Origin of the sequence: Bacillus sp. FSL R5-0443, from assembly GCF_038608285.1 — a bacterium.
Classification (GTDB): Bacteria; Bacillota; Bacilli; order Bacillales; family Bacillaceae; genus Bacillus; species Bacillus velezensis.
The window spans coordinates 1,212,224-1,226,944 of sequence record NZ_CP152013.1 but is presented as its reverse complement, the minus strand read 5'-3'; the positions used below and the strand labels follow the sequence as shown (position 1 = coordinate 1,226,944).

Below are 14,721 nucleotides of genomic sequence, written 5' to 3'. Positions count from 1 at the left end.
GTTTTTTTCGATTAATTCAATTTAAAGCCGATTTCATATTCGACCCGGGCCAGATCCCCTTTTCGCGTTTCGACAAGCGTTTTGCCGTGCTCCGGCGCTTCGGCGAGCCATGCTTCCTTATTCAGTCCGTCTATAATAATCACCCGAACCTTGCCTTCTTCCAGCTGGCTTTGTAATGTTGTATGTTCAATGTCAGTCAGTTTTTTAGGATTCATGTTTTACGTCCTCCGTTTTTTTCAGGATGTTTACTTCATGTATGAGGCTTCCGAGCTCATTTATGAACGCTTCTTTTTCTTCAGAACTTTCTCCCCGGAGCAGGCGGAGAGCCGTTTCGGCCGCCTCAAAAAGTTCCGGGGCTTTTGCCATCAATCCCGCGTTGATCTGTTGTGAGTATGAACTTAAGTTGAAAACGGCCGCGATGAGCCTTCCGTTTGAATAAGGGAACTTCTCTTTATCCGCTTCGCTGTAAGCGGAATAAATGTAAATGGGTTTTTCTTCTCCGCTGTGTACGGCCCGCCATGGAGCGGGGCTGTGTTTTTCTTGCAATGGTTATCCTCACTTTCCATCAGCCTCATGCCATGCTTCAATTTGCTTTTCTATCCGTTTCGCCCTGAACAGCAGGCAAAAAAGCCATTTAATATATTTATACACGTGCATCAAGCCTCGCTTTTGCGTCTTGAACCATTCGCTCAAGACGTTTAATGACCGGCGTTAAATCAGTGCCTGTTTTGCAGTTCGGGCAAGGGTGAAAGACAGCGCCGAAACCCGTTTCCGTCACAATGACCTTCTTCGGCCCGCACAGCTTACACATTATCTCGCCCCCTCTAATCTGTGGTTTACGTCAAATGAATTGCCATTAATGATGACTAAATAATCGCTGCACATCTCATAAATTCTTGTGCCCAAGGCTTCATCAACCTGCACCAGTCCGTCACAGGCCAGCTCGCTCGAGATAAGAACCGGCTTATGATTTAAATAGCGGTAATTTACGACGGCGTACATTTGTTCAATCTGCCAATCGGTCGCCCGGGGTTTTCCGTTCAGCGGTTTGAACAGATCGTCAATAAAAAGCACATCCGCCTGTTTCATACGGCCAAGCTTTGCATCAAGCAGATCAAAATCATTTTTTAAATCCGTAAATCCCTCCACAAAAGGAAAATACAGCACGGGTGTCTGCTTCTGTCTCATGACATAATTGCTGAGAGCGGTCAAAAGATGGGTTTTTCCCGACCCCGGACGCCCTAAAAGGGCAATGCTGTTTTTCCGGCAGTTTTTAATCTTGTCGAAGTTTTCAACATATTCAAGGGCGCACTCATATGCGTCGACGACTGCCTGAGGCTTGCCCCGCGTGATAAATCCTTTGAAATCCAGCTTCCGAAAGGCGCCTGTAATCTCACTTGCGCTGAGGATGCGCTCTGCTTTTCGTTCGGCGGCGCAGCGGCACTTAACCCACACATCCATTCCCAGCTGGTTTTTGAGATAACCGCCCTGATCTTTACAGAGCGGACAGTCAAAGCGGCTTTCGTCTGATTCTTCCGGTCTGTCCGCCAGTAATGGACGTTTTCCGTTTTTCAGGTCGGCCAGTATCTGCTCGATCGTTCGTTTTGTCATGTATCGTATTCCTCTCTTTTTTTGTTGTGATTGTCCTTCCCGCAATTCGTGCATTCAAGCGGTCTTCCATATACTTGGCGCAATAGCTGAAAGCCTTGATCGTTTCAGAAGATGTGCGCCGCTGTTCAAAAGCGGTAAAGCATTCGCCGAGCCATTTGATTGCTTCTTGTGCTGACGCACCGAGGGAAACAATACGGGCGATGGCCTGATAATCCCGGGGCGACGGGTATACGCTCCGCCCCTCCTGTGCAGACCTTAATCTGATAAAATGGGCGGCAATGTCGTTAATCGTTTCTTCAGCAGTATGATTTTTTGTTATATCTATTTCTCTCCGGACATTTTTGTCCCGGTGATCCGCCGATATTGTCCGGTCAGTTGCTTCCGGGCGGGTCAATGTCTTTTTCGGCGTGAATCTTTTCGAGTGCTTTACGGAGACGATGAGTCCGTAAGGGGCGCGGACGGTTTTGATATATTCATGCTGTTCCAAAACCTCAAGCCACCGTCTGACGGTTTTTTCGCTGACGGCAAATACATCGGCCATCTCTCTTGCTTTTACGGGCTTATGACCAAGGACGATCCCCCACTTTACACCGTCTTTTACGTGTTCCTTTGTCGTTGAGCTGATGAACCATAAAAACAGCCAAATGGCGGACCCTATTTTGTCATAATGTTCTGAATTCAGTAATCCGGAATAGATGAAAAACGGGTAGCTTTTACGATTCATAAGGGACGTCTCCGTTTGTCTTCAGACCTATATAGCGTTCATACTGCAATCGGTTATCAAATCGGAATACCGGAAGTCCGCAAGCGGTAAAAGATATCGAACCGCCTGCTTTTCCTAAACATCTCTGGTCAGCCGGATTGCTGCTGAAACGGATGATTATCGGCTGCATCTCTCACCCTCCTGATCAATTTTTTATCGTATATTGATACATTTTGTATCCTTATGATGTTGATTATATACGATACATTTTGTATCATCAAGACCTTTTTGATACTTTTTTTATCATCTCTTTATTTTGATACATTTTGTATCTATAATCATAAGTAACTTAGGGTGTTGAAAAAAGAGAGGTCATTCGGATGATAGGCGGAAGATTAAAGAGTCTCAGAGGAAAGAAAACGCAGGAAGAAGTCGCAAATCATATCGGTGTCTCGCGCGCCAGATATTCTCATTATGAAAACGGCCGATCTGAACCCGATTACGACACGCTGCAAAAGCTTGCGGATTATTTCAAAGTGTCGACTGATTATTTGTTAACCGGAAAAGAACCTTCAGATGAAGACATGTTTGCCGATCCCGACCTGCAGATCGCATATCGGGACATGCAGGACTTTTCCCCGGAGAGCAAACAGCAGGCCATTGAATTCATTAATTATTTAAAAGAAAAAGAGAAAAACCGCAGGCCGAAACATAAATAATCCGCTCTTTTCCTTTAAACTGCTTAACGTTCAGCCGATATAAAAGCTGAATGTTTATTTTTAAAAGAAAAGGGAATTGATTCAAAGTCCGATCAGGGCTTTTCTTTCTCGCTTAAAAAAGAACATATGTTCGAAAGGGTGTATTCAATTGGGCGATTTTTTAACACATCTTGAGGAATACGTCAAAAACTTATATTGCCGCATGGGAATGACCGCCCCTCTCCATATTGATATGCAGATGATTGCCAAGGAGCTTGACATTTGGATTCATTTTGAAGATACGCACAGTATGATGCTGAAGCGGGACGGCATGTACAGCATCGTCCTGAATCAAAAAAAGTCACCCGAAGAGCAATGGCAGGATTTTGCGCACGAACTGTGCCATGTGCTGAAGCATACCGGCAACCATTTTCATATGAACAAGCTGTTCAGAGAACTGCAGGAATTTCAGGCCAACCATTTTATGTACCACTTCTGTGTGCCGACCTTTATGCTGTTAAACATGGAGCTTCCCCAGCGAAGGAGCCACGCCGTCATTTTAATCGCAGCCGCTTTCCGGGTGACGGCATCATTTGCGGAAAAAAGGCTGGAGCTGTTTGAACGGCGTAAAGCAGGTATTCAATTTCAGAAGCGGCTCGCTTGTCTGTTATCCGACAAGCGGCCGAATGTGTATTATGAAAGCGGACAGACACACTTGCATGCCGCTGAAGAAAAAACGCCGTATTTTATTGAAAATTAGCGATACTCTGCCGGCTTGGAACGCAGCCGGCAGAATGTCATCATTCTCACCGTGCTGCCCGCCACGCACTTCTTGCGCCGCATAGCAGCTCCAGTAAATATAAGAACGGGCCCCCTGTTCATTTATCATAAAAACCGGCCTTCACGGCTTCTACATACCGAAAAAACAGATCGGTTGGCGTATATTTTTCTCCCCGGCAGCCAAAATTGCTGAACAGCGCGTGTCTCTGCGCCGTGCTCACTTCCAATTGCAGCCCCATTTTCCTTTTTGTCCGATTGACAATGTTGCGGGGATTTACACCTGCCAGCCGATCATTCTTCTCTGTCAGCTCGGCATCAAACCCCGCTTCACGCAGCAGATCACAAATCAGTCTTGCTTTTTCCAGATCCGCGCCCCCGACGAGTGTATTTGCCTTTTTCAGATCATGATACCCATGAAAAGCCAATCCGTAATGATGGGCGGTCACTTTTTCTAAAGCCAGGGGTTCGTCAAAGCGTGTGCTTGTCAAATGGAGAGAACGGTTATCGCACCGCTTCGTTCCTTCAAATAAATAAATTGAGCTTTGGTCAGAAAATGCCCGCACCAGCTCACTGACACCCGGCTCAATCCTGCCGCCGTGGGGAGCGAGGACGATACATTTACTTCCCTCTTTTTCTTCATAAATAATTCTGTATTCCGATTCAGCAGCAGAAAGGGCTGCGAAATTGTCATATCTATCTTTCATGTGTAACATGCTCTCCTTTTCCAGTCAGCACCAGTTTACTCTACTCATCTGGGAATGGAAACCTTTTTATAGTATGATTTGATAGAATACGTATCAGGGGGGATATATCATGGGGTTCATCAATGGATTGCTGGGCAATGCGTCGACAATATCGACGGCTGAAGCAAAAGCAGAACTGGCTCGTATTCTGCTGGAAGGTGAGAATGTCAATGCCGCATTTAAGCTTGTCCGAGATATCATTGTCTTTACGGATAAGCGTCTTATTCTTGTTGATAAACAGGGACTCACAGGGAAGAAAACGGAGATTCAATCCATTCCGTACAAGAGCATTTCCAGATTCAGCGTAGAAACTGCCGGCCGCTTTGACCTTGATTCAGAGCTGAAAATTTGGATTTCAGGCGCGGAACTTCCCGCTGTCTCAAAGCAGTTTAAAAAAGATGAAAGCATTTATGATATTCAAAAGGCCCTTGCAGCAGTTTGTATGTAAGAAGAAACGGAAGCCCGGGGAGCTTCCGTTTTATTGATTACAGTTTTTCTTCAATTTTCGCCTTCGTTTTCGGGCCGTAAATTCCGTCTGCCGTTAATCCGCTGACGGATTGAAAACGTTTTACGGCATTTGCCGTTTTCGGACCGTAAACGCCGTCCGCCCCATGATTTTTTGCTCCTTTATCGGGATAAAAATAAAGAGCGGATAAAGCGTTTTGCACTTGTTTTACGTTTGTCCCTTTCGTCAGCGGTTTCGTCACTTTGATCACACCGGATGGAAGCGGATAGGAAGACACAGCCTGACTTTTTGAAGAAGAACCCGTCTGAGCGAGCTTGATCACTTGTCCGACTGTAATGTGATTCGGATCGGTGATATGGTTGATGCTTTGCAGCGATTTTACGCTGACACCGTGCGATGCGGCGATTTCCGATAAGGTGTCGCCTTTTTTCACATGGTATTCAGACGCGGAAGAAGCAATAGAGGCTTTTTTCGCCGGCATACTCCCGCTTAATTTTTTTTCAATCTTCGCCTTCACTTCATCCCAGCGGCCTTCAGACAAAATGCGGTGCGGGCAGTACTTTCCGTTCCAGTCCTGATGCTTTCTGATTCTGTCAATCCCCCAGCCCCGTTCTTTCAAAAGCTGCGCCGCGAACGCAATCGCCAGTTCTTCTGCGGCTCTGTACCGTTCGCCGCCTGACTTGCTGTAACAGATTTCTATAGCAATCGACTTTCGGTTTCCGGTACCGTTCGTGCCGTCTCCCGAATGCCAGGCATTCCGGTCCAACGGAATTCCCTGGATCACTTCTTTGTCATCAACCGCAAAATGATAGCTCGTTGATTCGCTGTTTCCCGTCATATAGCTGATTTCATTAGCGGCGGATGCGTCGTTTGCCGTGTTATGAATGGTAATATACTCCGGCGTCATCGGATTCGGACATTTTAACGCATATTTATCAGCCGATACGAGCCGTTTTTTCACTTCAATCCCCACTCTTCATCTCTCCTTATGCCTTTTTCATCAATAGGTGGCATTCGTAGGACAGATAACTTGAGCATATAGACCCTGCATTCGGATAAAAATGGAATGGATACGCACGCAAAAAATAAGACCCTTCCACAGAAGGGTCTTTATGTTATGTTTGGTTGCGCGCGGCAATATGGAATGTGCCGTCCGCTTGGTTTTCCAAATGGCTTTCATGGCCGATCACCTGTGTAAAGCTGAACCCGACAGCAACAAGCAGCAATCCTGACAACAGTTTAGATTTCATATAGACAATCTCCTCTCTGGATTTGTTTTTGGGCGTGCACCATTTTTTCATAAAACGTGAGCGCTTTTTCAGGCTGTCCGTGTTTCATGTAAAATTTGGCAGCGTCATGCGCCAATTCTTCCACATACGGATACAGCATGTGTTCTTCCAGAAAATCAAACGTGTGCCTGACGGATGCGTTATCCATTTCCTTGCCGTATAACGCATGTAAAAATTGGAACAGATTCACAAACAATTCATCATTGTATTCGCGGGCGATACTGAGCCCGAGGCGGTATTGCTTCTCTGCTTCGGCTGTAGTGTTCTGTTTATAAAGAACCTGTGTTAATGAGTAAATAGAATGCGGAAGATTATCGAACTTTTCTGACCTGCAAATGGAAACGGATGTCTCAAAATATTCGGCTGCTTTAGAGAGGTCTCCCATTTTTTCGTAACAGTTTCCGAGATTATATAAGGCTGAACTGATAAGACGGGGATTGCCTTCTTGTTTTGCAAGATCTAAAGCAAGTTCTAAGTGGGGCAATGCTCTTTCTGGATACTGCATGTCATCATAATTCCCTGCAATAACGAATTCACATTGGATTCTGCGGACGTTGTACGTCTCATACGATTGGTACGTTTCAAGGGCTTGAACGGCATAACTCATGGAGACGTAGGTTTGTTTCAGGTTGTAAAATATCTCGGCCATTTTAAAAGCAAACTCAGCTTTCTCGATGTCATCAGAAACGAGTGCAAGGTTTTTTTCAGCCCGTTTGTAATACATCATGGCGTTTAGGAACATTTTCTGTTTAAATTCGTACATTCCTCGAAAAAAATTAAAGTAGTAATCAAGCAGTCCTGTCAGTTTATACTGGTTGCCTTCAATGTCTTCCAATAATTCTGAAAACTCAGGCTGAGAAGGGTCCTCTTTTAAGGGCTTGATGTAATCCAGCATGACACGGTGTCTGAATTCCATTAATGAATAATACAGCAGCAGATCCTGATCTTCTTCCATATCCTCGATCTCTCTCTCTACTTCACGTTTGACGCGCTCCGCCTCAAGGACGTGAAACTGCCGGATATGGGTATACCATTCATTAATTTTGAGCCCGACAAAAGAGGACGGAATAGTCTGCTTCATCCTCAATAAATCCCCCCTTTTGGAATGACCGAGATATGTCATATTTTATCATATTTGCTAGAAAAAGAAGAACGCAAAAAGACCGCAATTGTCGAATTTCGGATATCCGCAACGATTTATCTCCGTCACAAGCTTATTGCTTGTTTCTTCCGTGCCGTTGATATAGCATATCCTTGCAGCTTTTTATTCTGTATTAAATGGGGGTTTTCACATGACAGCACAAAATCAATTGGTCAGCCACTTTCTGTCACATCGAAACGTGACGATTGAGCTGGCGGAAAAAATCAGCCGCGAACATTACGATTACAAGCCGGCAGAGACATCAATGTCCGCTCAGGAACTTGTAAAACACATGGTTTATTCTTTTCTTATGTTTGCAAACGTCATTAACGACGGAAACGCATCAGCCATCCAGAACAAACCGAAAGAAGAAGCAGAAACAGACCTCGTCAAACTGGCTGAAACGTGTACTGAAAAAACGACAGACATCCTGTCACAGCTGACAGAAGAGCAGCTGAACCGCGAAATTGACCTGACCGCCTCTTTCGGCAGAAAAGTGACCGGCGCGGCTCTCCTTCAGCTTGCCATGGAGCATGAAATTCATCATAAAGGCAATCTTTTCGTGTATGTCAGAGAAATGGGCCACACGGAACTTCCGTTTTATCAGCAAAAATCATAATCCGGCCATCCGCCGGTCTGCGACATAACAGCAGGCTGGCGGATTTTTTGTTCTGTATAAAATTTTCCGAAAATTTAATTGATTACCGCCTCTTAATCATATATAATCTGATAAAAATAGTAGGATTATTCAGGAGGCACACAGATGACAGTAAGCATTGTGTTTATGGGTTTCTTTGTCGGAACGCTTGTCGGATTGACGGGTGTGGGAGGAGCGGCGCTTTTGACTCCTTTACTGATCGTTTTGGGGATCAACCCCTCAATCGCCGTCGGCACTGACCTTTTATATAACTCCATCACCAAACTGTTCGGTGTCGTTTCTCATTGGAAGCAGCGCACCGTTCAATTTAAACTTGTCGGTTACTTGGCGCTCGGAAGCATTCCCAGCGCAACAGCCGCCATCGGTGTTCTTCACGTGTTTCCCGCTTTTCACCAGCATCAGGAGCAGATTATCAAACAGGCGCTCGGCTACGTACTGACCCTTGTCGCCATTTCCATTATCGCCCGCCTTTTTTTCGATAAAAGACTGCGGCCGAACCGCTGGCAGCAAAAAACGCTTGAAGAAAAGCGGACACTCTTGATAATGATCGGCGTCATTTTCGGCTTCATCGTCGGCCTGACATCTATTGGGTCCGGCTCATTATTTGCGATCGCCATGTTATACCTGTTCAGAATGAAAACGGCAGAAGTGGTGGGAACGGATATCGCACATGCCTTTCTGCTCGTAACTGCTGCCGGTCTGTTAAACGCAAGCTTCGGAAGCGTCGATTACCTGCTTGTATTGAATCTGTTGATCGGCTCTGTGCCGGGTGTGCTTCTCGGCAGCTTCTTTTCGCCGAAATTCTCACCGCGCCCCCTGCAGTTTGTGATGGCGGCGATTATTTTAATCAGCGGAATCAAATTAATATAAAAAAGCGTCCCTCTACGGGATCGCTTTTTTATTTGGGAAATCCCCCAACGAGTACCTCTATAAAAGTTCAATATTACCCTACACTTATTAAAATATAAACAGCAAACATAACAATGTATACCAGAAATGATCCAGCCATAAATTTTACGGGTTTTCTTGAGAAGTTTAATACTCCTCTTAATCCGTCATTCAAAATCATTCCGAAAAATGTCACCAGTGTAACTCCTAAAGCGAGCATTGAAATCACAAAAATAACCTGTTCCATGTCAAATCATCCTCTATTTACATTTTATTTTTTCAAATATGCCTATTAGTCTGGGAAAAAGATAAAATTATTGCGACCTAACATTTTCATTACTAGAATTGAAACGTTACTAAGTTCATAGCAGCAGAAAAAATGTCGCTATTAATCGCTTGCCGGGACTGAAGTTTGAGGAAATATCCCTAAAAGAACTTTAAGCAATGTCGTTTTTCCTGCACCGTTGGGACCTAATAAACGCATCATCCCTTTCCGTCTTGTTCTGTTTATAATATAAACTTACGAGGTTAAAAAGAAGATATAATCAAGGTTAATTTGCGTTTAAATTTCTCAACATAAAAAATACGTGAAGCCTCTACGGCTTCACGTATTCACTGCTGTTTGGATAAATTATAAAAATCGTTCCGTTTTGATTGCTCTTTATTTTATGTTCAAGCCCCATTTGTTTAAGCATCATATTAATGATCGATAAGCCAATCCCGGCGCCTTTTCTTTCAGATTTATTATTCATTCCCGGGCCCCTATCCTCAATTATGATTACGGGTTTGTTTTCAATTAGCTTTGTCTGTACGGAAACGTATTTTCCTGAATGAGCATGGCGCAAAACATTTTGAAAAATGTTATCAAGAATTCTCTTCAACCAAGTCTCGTCTATTTCCCATACGATGTTTTCCTTCAGATCAATATCTATTGTAAAGTGCTCTTTCTCAAAAATCGGATACCAAGCTGTTAACGAAGAACGTATTATCTTTAATATGTCACAACTCTTTTTATGAAGCGGCAATTTACCTGCGGCAAGAAGAGAAAATGATGACAAATTGTCAATCAGTTCGCCCATAAACGTTATTTTATCGTTTATGATCCCTAAAGAATGCTTTCCATTTTCACTGCTTATTTCATTCTTTAATGTAAATGTATGCCCTCTTATAACCGTAAGAGGGGTCCTTAAATCATGAGATAAATCAGCAATCAAGTTTTTTCGGATTTCGCCTTCTTCGCGCTCTTTTTGTCTGCTGTTCCTTAGTTCCTCAACCATCTGGTTGAATGAATATTCCACTTGGCCCAGTTCATCCTTCTGTTTAACTGTTACAAATTCCGGTATGCCGTCATTATCTTGTTTTTTCATATGATACCCCAAAGAAATTAACCTTTTTTGTATTTTCGCAAAAAACATCCATGAATTAATCACAAAAAGTGAACAGACAAAAATCAAGGCGATAAACCATATATAGGAATACTTAGCCCTCATAACCTCCCATTGAGATCCTATAATTGAGCGCGGAGTTTCTAAAAATGCATATCCGCTGTCTTCACTCCCATTTACATAAGCACTCAGCAATAAATATTTCTTTTCGTTTTGTTCTATCATTTTAATCAATTCGCTAAGGTGAATAACCTCACCCTTTTTGGCCAACCGTTCTGAGTTAGAAAACATCACCTTTCCCTTATCATTTATCCATACAATATCAGAGTGTTTATATTGCTTCATGTGCGGGAAAGCAGACGTAATTTCCCGATTGGATTTCCCTGAAAAATCTTCCACATCAGACTTCCAATCACTTTCCAACTTGTTTGGTTCATAGTGTACTTGCCCTTGGTGATCAATCAAGTATGTTAATGTGACATAGTATAGAAAATTCACGCCTAAAAAGGCTATCGGAAAAAACAAAATTGAGGCAACGATATTAATAAGGTATTTGGTTGATAATTTCATTGTTTGATCCTGTATCCAATCCCTCTGATTGTTTCAAGAATTTCCGGCTCATTTGGATTGATCTCGATTTTTTGCCGTAAATGCCGGATATGTACCATCAACGTCTTATCCCCTTCGATATAAGGCTGTTCCCAAATATTTTCATAAATTTGTTCCTTTGTTAATATTTGATTGGGATGTCTAAGCAAAAGCAAAAAAATCCTTAACTGCTTATCAGTTAAAAATATTTCCTCATGACTTTGATGATTTAAAATTCTTTTTTCTTTCAAGTGAACACTTAAGTGTTTTAGCTTCAATTCATGAATGGCAGTCTTGTCAAATCTTCTTAATAATACTTCGATTCGAGCAGCCAATTCATCGGGATGAAAGGGCTTTGTCACGTAATCATCCGCAAATCCTAAGCCTTTCAGCTTATCTTCCAGACCCGTTCTGGCTGTTAAAAGCAAGAGCGGGATCTGCGGATGTGTTTTTTTCATCCTTTGACCGATTGTAAATCCGTCTAAACCGGGCATCATTATATCAAGCACGATCAGATCAGCCTTTTCTATATATGTTTCGTAATTATAGGAAGAAGTGAGCCATATAATCATATAGCCCCGATCTTCTAAATCACCTTTTACAAATTGGCCAATTTCTTGGTCATCTTCAATGTATAAAATGTTATTCATTAGGACCCCCTCTGAAATATGTGACTGAAAATCAATCTTCCATAATAATTATATATATTATAAAAATCTCCTTTATGTAAGGCACCATTCCATTATTATAACTTATAGATATTCACAATTCATCAAGGGGCAAAACGATAAGTCAACTCGAAAAGGCGGTCTGTTGTCAGATCGCCTTTTCCCTTATAATGTCACACCGGACTTAAAAATTGCAAGCTCCCGAAAATCGTTTTTTTCGTTATTGACGAATTCTCCGCTTGCAACTTTAATAATGTATTGAATAAAATCTCTTACAATGTGATCTTCTGTTATTTGGTCTTCCGCCAATCTGCCCGCGTTGTAATCAATCCAATGAGGCTTTGATTGAAATAAATCGGTATTTGTTGATACTTTCACAGTCGGGACAAATGTGCCGAACGGCGTGCCTCTTCCGGTTGTAAACAAAACGATGTGACAGCCCGCCGCGGCGAGCGCTGAAGAAGCGATTAAATCATTGCCGGGCGCACTGAGCAGTGTCAATCCCTTTGTCTTCAGTGTTTCACCGTATGTCAGCACATCAGAAACCGGTGCAAGACCGGCTTTTTGGGTGCAGCCGAGCGACTTGTCTTCGAGCGTTGAAATGCCGCCTTCCTTATTCCCTGGTGACGGGTTTTCATAAATCGGCTGCTCGTGCTTCATAAAATATTGCTTGAAATCATTGATCAATCGGACTGTTTTATGAAACACTTCTTCACTCGCCGCACGCTGCATGAGAATCGTCTCAGCGCCGAACATCTCAGGCACTTCCGTTAAGACCGTGCTCCCTCCCTGTGCAATCAAGTAATCTGAAAATCTCCCTAATAAAGGGTTTGCCGTGATGCCGGAAAAACCGTCCGACCCGCCGCATTTCAATCCGATGCTCAATTCTGACAGCGGAATCTCCTCACGTTTATCTCCCTTTGCCGCAAGGTGTATCTCTTTAAGAAGCGCAGTACCCGCTTCAATTTCATCTGTGACAGCTTGTGATTCGAGAAATTTCACCCGATCTCCATTCACTTCAGAAAGCGTTTCCCTAATCGCCGCCAGCTCATTATTTTCACAGCCGAGCCCTAAAACCAGCACACCGCCCGCATTTGGATGACGGATGGCGTTCATCAGCATTTGTTTCGTATTCTCATGATCATCGCCAAGCTGGGAGCAGCCGTATTGGTGCTTTAAAACCAGCACATTGTCAAAGGGCGCAATGTCTTTCTCCTCTTTTACGAAGCGCTGCAGGATTTTCTCAGCGACGCCGTTTACGCAGCCGACTGTAGGCACGATCCACAGTTCATTCCGGACGCCGGATGTACCGTTTTCTCTTCTGTAGCCTTTAAATGTCCGGTTCTCATTTGTAAAAGGATTGTCCTCGAAGCGCGGTGAATACGTGTATTCTTGCACATCGGATAAATTCGTTTGCAGATTATGGGTATGAATATGCTCGCCGGCCGAAATCCGCCTTGTCGCACGCCCGATTGAAAAACCGTATTTAATGATGCTGCCGTTTTCTTCAATGGTTTGCAGCGCGATTTTATGCCCCCGCTTTACAGGGTCCTTCACTTCAATCGTCAGTCCGTCTGTATGCAGCCGCTCCCCTTTGTTAAAATGGCGCATGGCGAGAAGCACGTTATCGTTTTTATGGATTTTTATGACCTCTTTCATTTCACTTCCCCCTTTTTTCCGCAGCATTCATGTAACGCATGCTTCATACCCCGCTTATGAATGACAGACAGAAAAAAAGCCGTTCGTTCGGTAAGCCCCGGAAGATGATTCAGATTCTTCCCCCACAATCGCTCTTCTCCTAATATGGCAGATGCCGCTTGAAACATATCATCTTTGCAACGGGACCGCGCCATTTGAAAACGGTTAAGAACCTCCTCGCCGTCTGCCGGTTTGTTCGGTCCGTTCCAGTATGAATAGATCATGGCGCTGAACGAAAATACCAGCTTCTCAGGTAGCCGGCCCTCCTGTTCGATATAAGCCTTCAGCGTCGGCAGGTTTCTTGTTTTGAATTTCGCGGCGGCGTTAAGGGTAATGCTTTGCAGATAATGGTGGATATAAGGGTTTTTAAACCGCTGTAACACATCTGCCGCGTATTGGGTGACACCCTCCATTTGCAGCACAGGGAGAATTTCTTCATTGATCAGCTCTTCGATGAATCTGCCCGTCATCTCGTGCTCAGCCGCTTCCCGGACGGTTTGCAGTCCGTATAGTAAAGCCACTGGCGCCAATGCCGTGTGAGCGCCGTTTAAGATTCTCACCTTTTTTGTCCTGTAAGACGTAAGGTCAGACGTGATCAGTGCGTTCAGCCCGGCCTCAGCAAAAGGAAGCTCATTCTGAAGCTGTTCCGGCCCTTCTATCACCCACAAATAATAATGCTCACCAACCACAAGCAGACGGTCTTCGTATCCGAGAAAATCGGTAAGTTCTTCCGCGGTATCAACAGGAAATCCGGGAACAATCCGATCCACGAGGGTATTGCAGAAGATGTTCGCGTCATGAATCCATTGAGTAAAACCAGGTTCCAGCTCCCACAGCCCGGCATATTGAAGCACGGCCGCCTTCAGTTTCCGTCCGTTTTCTTCGACCAGTTCACATGGAAGCATAATGCACCCTTTCTCGGCGTCACCCGCAAATGCCTTATAGCGGAAATAAAGGAACGCCGCTAATTTCCCGGGGAATGTTTTTTGAGGTCTATCCTCAAGCCGGTCGCCTTTCTCAAACGTGATTCCCGCTTCCGTCGTATTAGAAATGATAAAACGAAGATCCTCTTGTGCTGCCAGCCGTTTAAAGGAATCATAGTCAGAAAAAAGATCAATGCCGCGGCTGATGGATTTGACGATCATGTGTTCTTCAGCCGGTTTTCCGTCCTTTATCCCCTGCAAAAAAAGCGTAAATAAACCGTCCTGCTCGTTTAAACGTTTGATTTTCTCAGAGCCTCTCGGCTGTACGGCGACAACGCTTCCGTTAAAATCCGTCAATTGATTCAATTGATCGATCTGCCAGTCAGCGAAAGCCCGCAAAAAGTTGCCTTCACCGAACTGAAGGACTTTTTCAGGATATTGAATGTATTCGCCGCACATCTTTTTATTCAGCTGCTGCAAGC

At 44.0% G+C, this 14,721-nt stretch carries 21 protein-coding genes; 5 read left to right on the top strand and 16 right to left on the bottom strand.

From position 1 onward, the window contains the following. Nucleotides 1-11: 11 nt before the first annotated feature. The 6 genes from NYE28_RS06380 to NYE28_RS06355 form a co-directional block, all read right to left on the bottom strand. Entirely contained in the window at nucleotides 12-215 is a 204-nt protein-coding gene (locus tag NYE28_RS06380) for an XtrA/YqaO family protein (protein WP_100001388.1), read from the bottom strand. Continuing rightward, nucleotides 205-546, bottom strand: a complete 342-nt coding sequence (locus tag NYE28_RS06375; protein ID WP_100001386.1) for a phage portal protein — start codon at nucleotides 544-546, stop codon at nucleotides 205-207. Before NYE28_RS06375 ends, NYE28_RS06380 begins: the two co-directional genes overlap by 11 nt. Nucleotides 547-643: 97 nt before the next feature. Next, complete coding sequence (locus tag NYE28_RS06370; protein WP_003154863.1) at nucleotides 644-811, bottom strand: hypothetical protein; 168 nt, start codon at nucleotides 809-811, stop codon at nucleotides 644-646. Next, entirely contained in the window at nucleotides 811-1,611 is an 801-nt protein-coding gene (locus NYE28_RS06365; RefSeq protein ID WP_014417520.1) for an ATP-binding protein, read from the bottom strand. Before NYE28_RS06365 ends, NYE28_RS06370 begins: the two co-directional genes overlap by 1 nt. Further along, a complete protein-coding gene (locus NYE28_RS06360) occupies nucleotides 1,511-2,335 on the bottom strand; it encodes a phage portal protein (protein ID WP_337681400.1) in 825 nt (274 codons plus the stop codon). The genes NYE28_RS06365 and NYE28_RS06360 overlap by 101 nt, the downstream gene beginning before the upstream one ends. Further along, nucleotides 2,325-2,504, bottom strand: coding sequence for a hypothetical protein (locus NYE28_RS06355; RefSeq protein WP_007407285.1), 180 nt, complete (start codon nucleotides 2,502-2,504; stop codon nucleotides 2,325-2,327). The genes NYE28_RS06360 and NYE28_RS06355 overlap by 11 nt, the downstream gene beginning before the upstream one ends. 190 nt (nucleotides 2,505-2,694) lie before the next feature. On the opposite strand from NYE28_RS06355, the gene xre reads away from it, so the two are divergent. After that, nucleotides 2,695-3,033 (top strand): HTH-type transcriptional regulator Xre, encoded by a 339-nt coding sequence (gene xre / locus NYE28_RS06350; RefSeq protein ID WP_003154871.1) that lies wholly within the window; start codon nucleotides 2,695-2,697, stop codon nucleotides 3,031-3,033. Between the two features lie 148 nt (nucleotides 3,034-3,181). Then, the gene (locus NYE28_RS06345) at nucleotides 3,182-3,772 is read left to right on the top strand and encodes an ImmA/IrrE family metallo-endopeptidase (protein WP_007610775.1); all 591 of its coding nucleotides are present in this window, start codon (nucleotides 3,182-3,184) and stop codon (nucleotides 3,770-3,772) included. Nucleotides 3,773-3,890: 118 nt separating this feature from the next. On the opposite strand, the gene NYE28_RS06340 is transcribed toward NYE28_RS06345, so the two are convergent. Then, nucleotides 3,891-4,496, bottom strand: a complete 606-nt coding sequence (locus NYE28_RS06340; protein ID WP_047935636.1) for a poly-gamma-glutamate hydrolase family protein — start codon at nucleotides 4,494-4,496, stop codon at nucleotides 3,891-3,893. A gap of 109 nt (nucleotides 4,497-4,605) precedes the next feature. Between NYE28_RS06340 and NYE28_RS06335 the strand changes: the two genes are divergently transcribed. Then, nucleotides 4,606-4,983 carry a PH domain-containing protein gene (locus NYE28_RS06335; protein ID WP_007610770.1) on the top strand — a complete coding sequence of 126 codons (378 nt, stop codon included), beginning with the start codon at nucleotides 4,606-4,608 and terminating at the stop codon, nucleotides 4,981-4,983. Between the two features lie 37 nt (nucleotides 4,984-5,020). Here the strand turns inward: NYE28_RS06335 and NYE28_RS06330 are convergent, their stop codons facing one another. The 3 genes from NYE28_RS06330 to NYE28_RS06320 form a co-directional block, all read right to left on the bottom strand. Next, on the bottom strand, nucleotides 5,021-5,974 hold the full coding sequence (locus tag NYE28_RS06330) for an N-acetylmuramoyl-L-alanine amidase (protein ID WP_015417280.1): 954 nt from the start codon (nucleotides 5,972-5,974) through the stop codon (nucleotides 5,021-5,023). A gap of 142 nt (nucleotides 5,975-6,116) precedes the next feature. Continuing rightward, on the bottom strand, nucleotides 6,117-6,251 hold the full coding sequence (locus tag NYE28_RS06325) for a PhrA family phosphatase inhibitor (protein ID WP_003154881.1): 135 nt from the start codon (nucleotides 6,249-6,251) through the stop codon (nucleotides 6,117-6,119). Then, entirely contained in the window at nucleotides 6,241-7,377 is a 1,137-nt protein-coding gene (locus tag NYE28_RS06320) for a Rap family tetratricopeptide repeat protein (RefSeq protein ID WP_087920760.1), read from the bottom strand. Before NYE28_RS06320 ends, NYE28_RS06325 begins: the two co-directional genes overlap by 11 nt. 205 nt (nucleotides 7,378-7,582) lie before the next feature. Between NYE28_RS06320 and NYE28_RS06315 the strand changes: the two genes are divergently transcribed. Continuing rightward, a complete protein-coding gene (locus tag NYE28_RS06315; protein ID WP_025284602.1) occupies nucleotides 7,583-8,050 on the top strand; it encodes a DinB family protein in 468 nt (155 codons plus the stop codon). A gap of 144 nt (nucleotides 8,051-8,194) precedes the next feature. Continuing rightward, nucleotides 8,195-8,959, top strand: a complete 765-nt coding sequence (locus NYE28_RS06310) for a sulfite exporter TauE/SafE family protein (RefSeq protein ID WP_025284601.1) — start codon at nucleotides 8,195-8,197, stop codon at nucleotides 8,957-8,959. Nucleotides 8,960-9,032: 73 nt separating this feature from the next. Here NYE28_RS06310 and NYE28_RS06305 read toward each other — a convergent pair whose 3' ends face one another. From NYE28_RS06305 to NYE28_RS06280, 6 genes are all read right to left on the bottom strand, one after another. Next, entirely contained in the window at nucleotides 9,033-9,224 is a 192-nt protein-coding gene (locus NYE28_RS06305; RefSeq protein ID WP_025284599.1) for a hypothetical protein, read from the bottom strand. 141 nt (nucleotides 9,225-9,365) lie between these two features. After that, a complete protein-coding gene (locus tag NYE28_RS06300; protein ID WP_236655736.1) occupies nucleotides 9,366-9,461 on the bottom strand; it encodes an ATP-binding cassette domain-containing protein in 96 nt (31 codons plus the stop codon). Nucleotides 9,462-9,573: 112 nt separating this feature from the next. Next, a complete protein-coding gene (locus NYE28_RS06295; RefSeq protein ID WP_025284598.1) occupies nucleotides 9,574-10,932 on the bottom strand; it encodes a HAMP domain-containing sensor histidine kinase in 1,359 nt (452 codons plus the stop codon). Then, the gene (locus NYE28_RS06290) at nucleotides 10,929-11,600 is read right to left on the bottom strand and encodes a response regulator transcription factor (protein WP_015417275.1); all 672 of its coding nucleotides are present in this window, start codon (nucleotides 11,598-11,600) and stop codon (nucleotides 10,929-10,931) included. The genes NYE28_RS06295 and NYE28_RS06290 overlap by 4 nt, the downstream gene beginning before the upstream one ends. 183 nt (nucleotides 11,601-11,783) lie before the next feature. Then, a complete protein-coding gene (locus tag NYE28_RS06285; protein ID WP_160222990.1) occupies nucleotides 11,784-13,277 on the bottom strand; it encodes an altronate dehydratase family protein in 1,494 nt (497 codons plus the stop codon). Further along, a complete protein-coding gene (locus NYE28_RS06280; RefSeq protein ID WP_076423943.1) occupies nucleotides 13,274-14,719 on the bottom strand; it encodes a tagaturonate reductase in 1,446 nt (481 codons plus the stop codon). The genes NYE28_RS06285 and NYE28_RS06280 overlap by 4 nt, the downstream gene beginning before the upstream one ends. Between the last annotated feature and the right edge of the window lie 2 nt (nucleotides 14,720-14,721).

Coding starts and splice junctions, on each gene's coding strand:
- NYE28_RS06380 (WP_100001388.1), bottom strand. CDS start 215: ATGAATCCTAAAAAACTGACTGACATTGAACATACAACATTACAAAGC.
- NYE28_RS06370 (WP_003154863.1), bottom strand. CDS start 811: ATGTGTAAGCTGTGCGGGCCGAAGAAGGTCATTGTGACGGAAACGGGT.
- NYE28_RS06365 (WP_014417520.1), bottom strand. CDS start 1,611: ATGACAAAACGAACGATCGAGCAGATACTGGCCGACCTGAAAAACGGA.
- NYE28_RS06360 (WP_337681400.1), bottom strand. CDS start 2,335: ATGAATCGTAAAAGCTACCCGTTTTTCATCTATTCCGGATTACTGAAT.
- NYE28_RS06355 (WP_007407285.1), bottom strand. CDS start 2,504: ATGCAGCCGATAATCATCCGTTTCAGCAGCAATCCGGCTGACCAGAGA.
- xre (WP_003154871.1), top strand. CDS start 2,695: ATGATAGGCGGAAGATTAAAGAGTCTCAGAGGAAAGAAAACGCAGGAA.
- NYE28_RS06340 (WP_047935636.1), bottom strand. CDS start 4,496: ATGAAAGATAGATATGACAATTTCGCAGCCCTTTCTGCTGCTGAATCG.
- NYE28_RS06335 (WP_007610770.1), top strand. CDS start 4,606: ATGGGGTTCATCAATGGATTGCTGGGCAATGCGTCGACAATATCGACG.
- NYE28_RS06325 (WP_003154881.1), bottom strand. CDS start 6,251: ATGAAATCTAAACTGTTGTCAGGATTGCTGCTTGTTGCTGTCGGGTTC.
- NYE28_RS06315 (WP_025284602.1), top strand. CDS start 7,583: ATGACAGCACAAAATCAATTGGTCAGCCACTTTCTGTCACATCGAAAC.
- NYE28_RS06310 (WP_025284601.1), top strand. CDS start 8,195: ATGACAGTAAGCATTGTGTTTATGGGTTTCTTTGTCGGAACGCTTGTC.
- NYE28_RS06305 (WP_025284599.1), bottom strand. CDS start 9,224: ATGGAACAGGTTATTTTTGTGATTTCAATGCTCGCTTTAGGAGTTACA.
- NYE28_RS06300 (WP_236655736.1), bottom strand. CDS start 9,461: ATGCGTTTATTAGGTCCCAACGGTGCAGGAAAAACGACATTGCTTAAA.
- NYE28_RS06295 (WP_025284598.1), bottom strand. CDS start 10,932: ATGAAATTATCAACCAAATACCTTATTAATATCGTTGCCTCAATTTTG.
- NYE28_RS06290 (WP_015417275.1), bottom strand. CDS start 11,600: ATGAATAACATTTTATACATTGAAGATGACCAAGAAATTGGCCAATTT.
- NYE28_RS06285 (WP_160222990.1), bottom strand. CDS start 13,277: ATGAAAGAGGTCATAAAAATCCATAAAAACGATAACGTGCTTCTCGCC.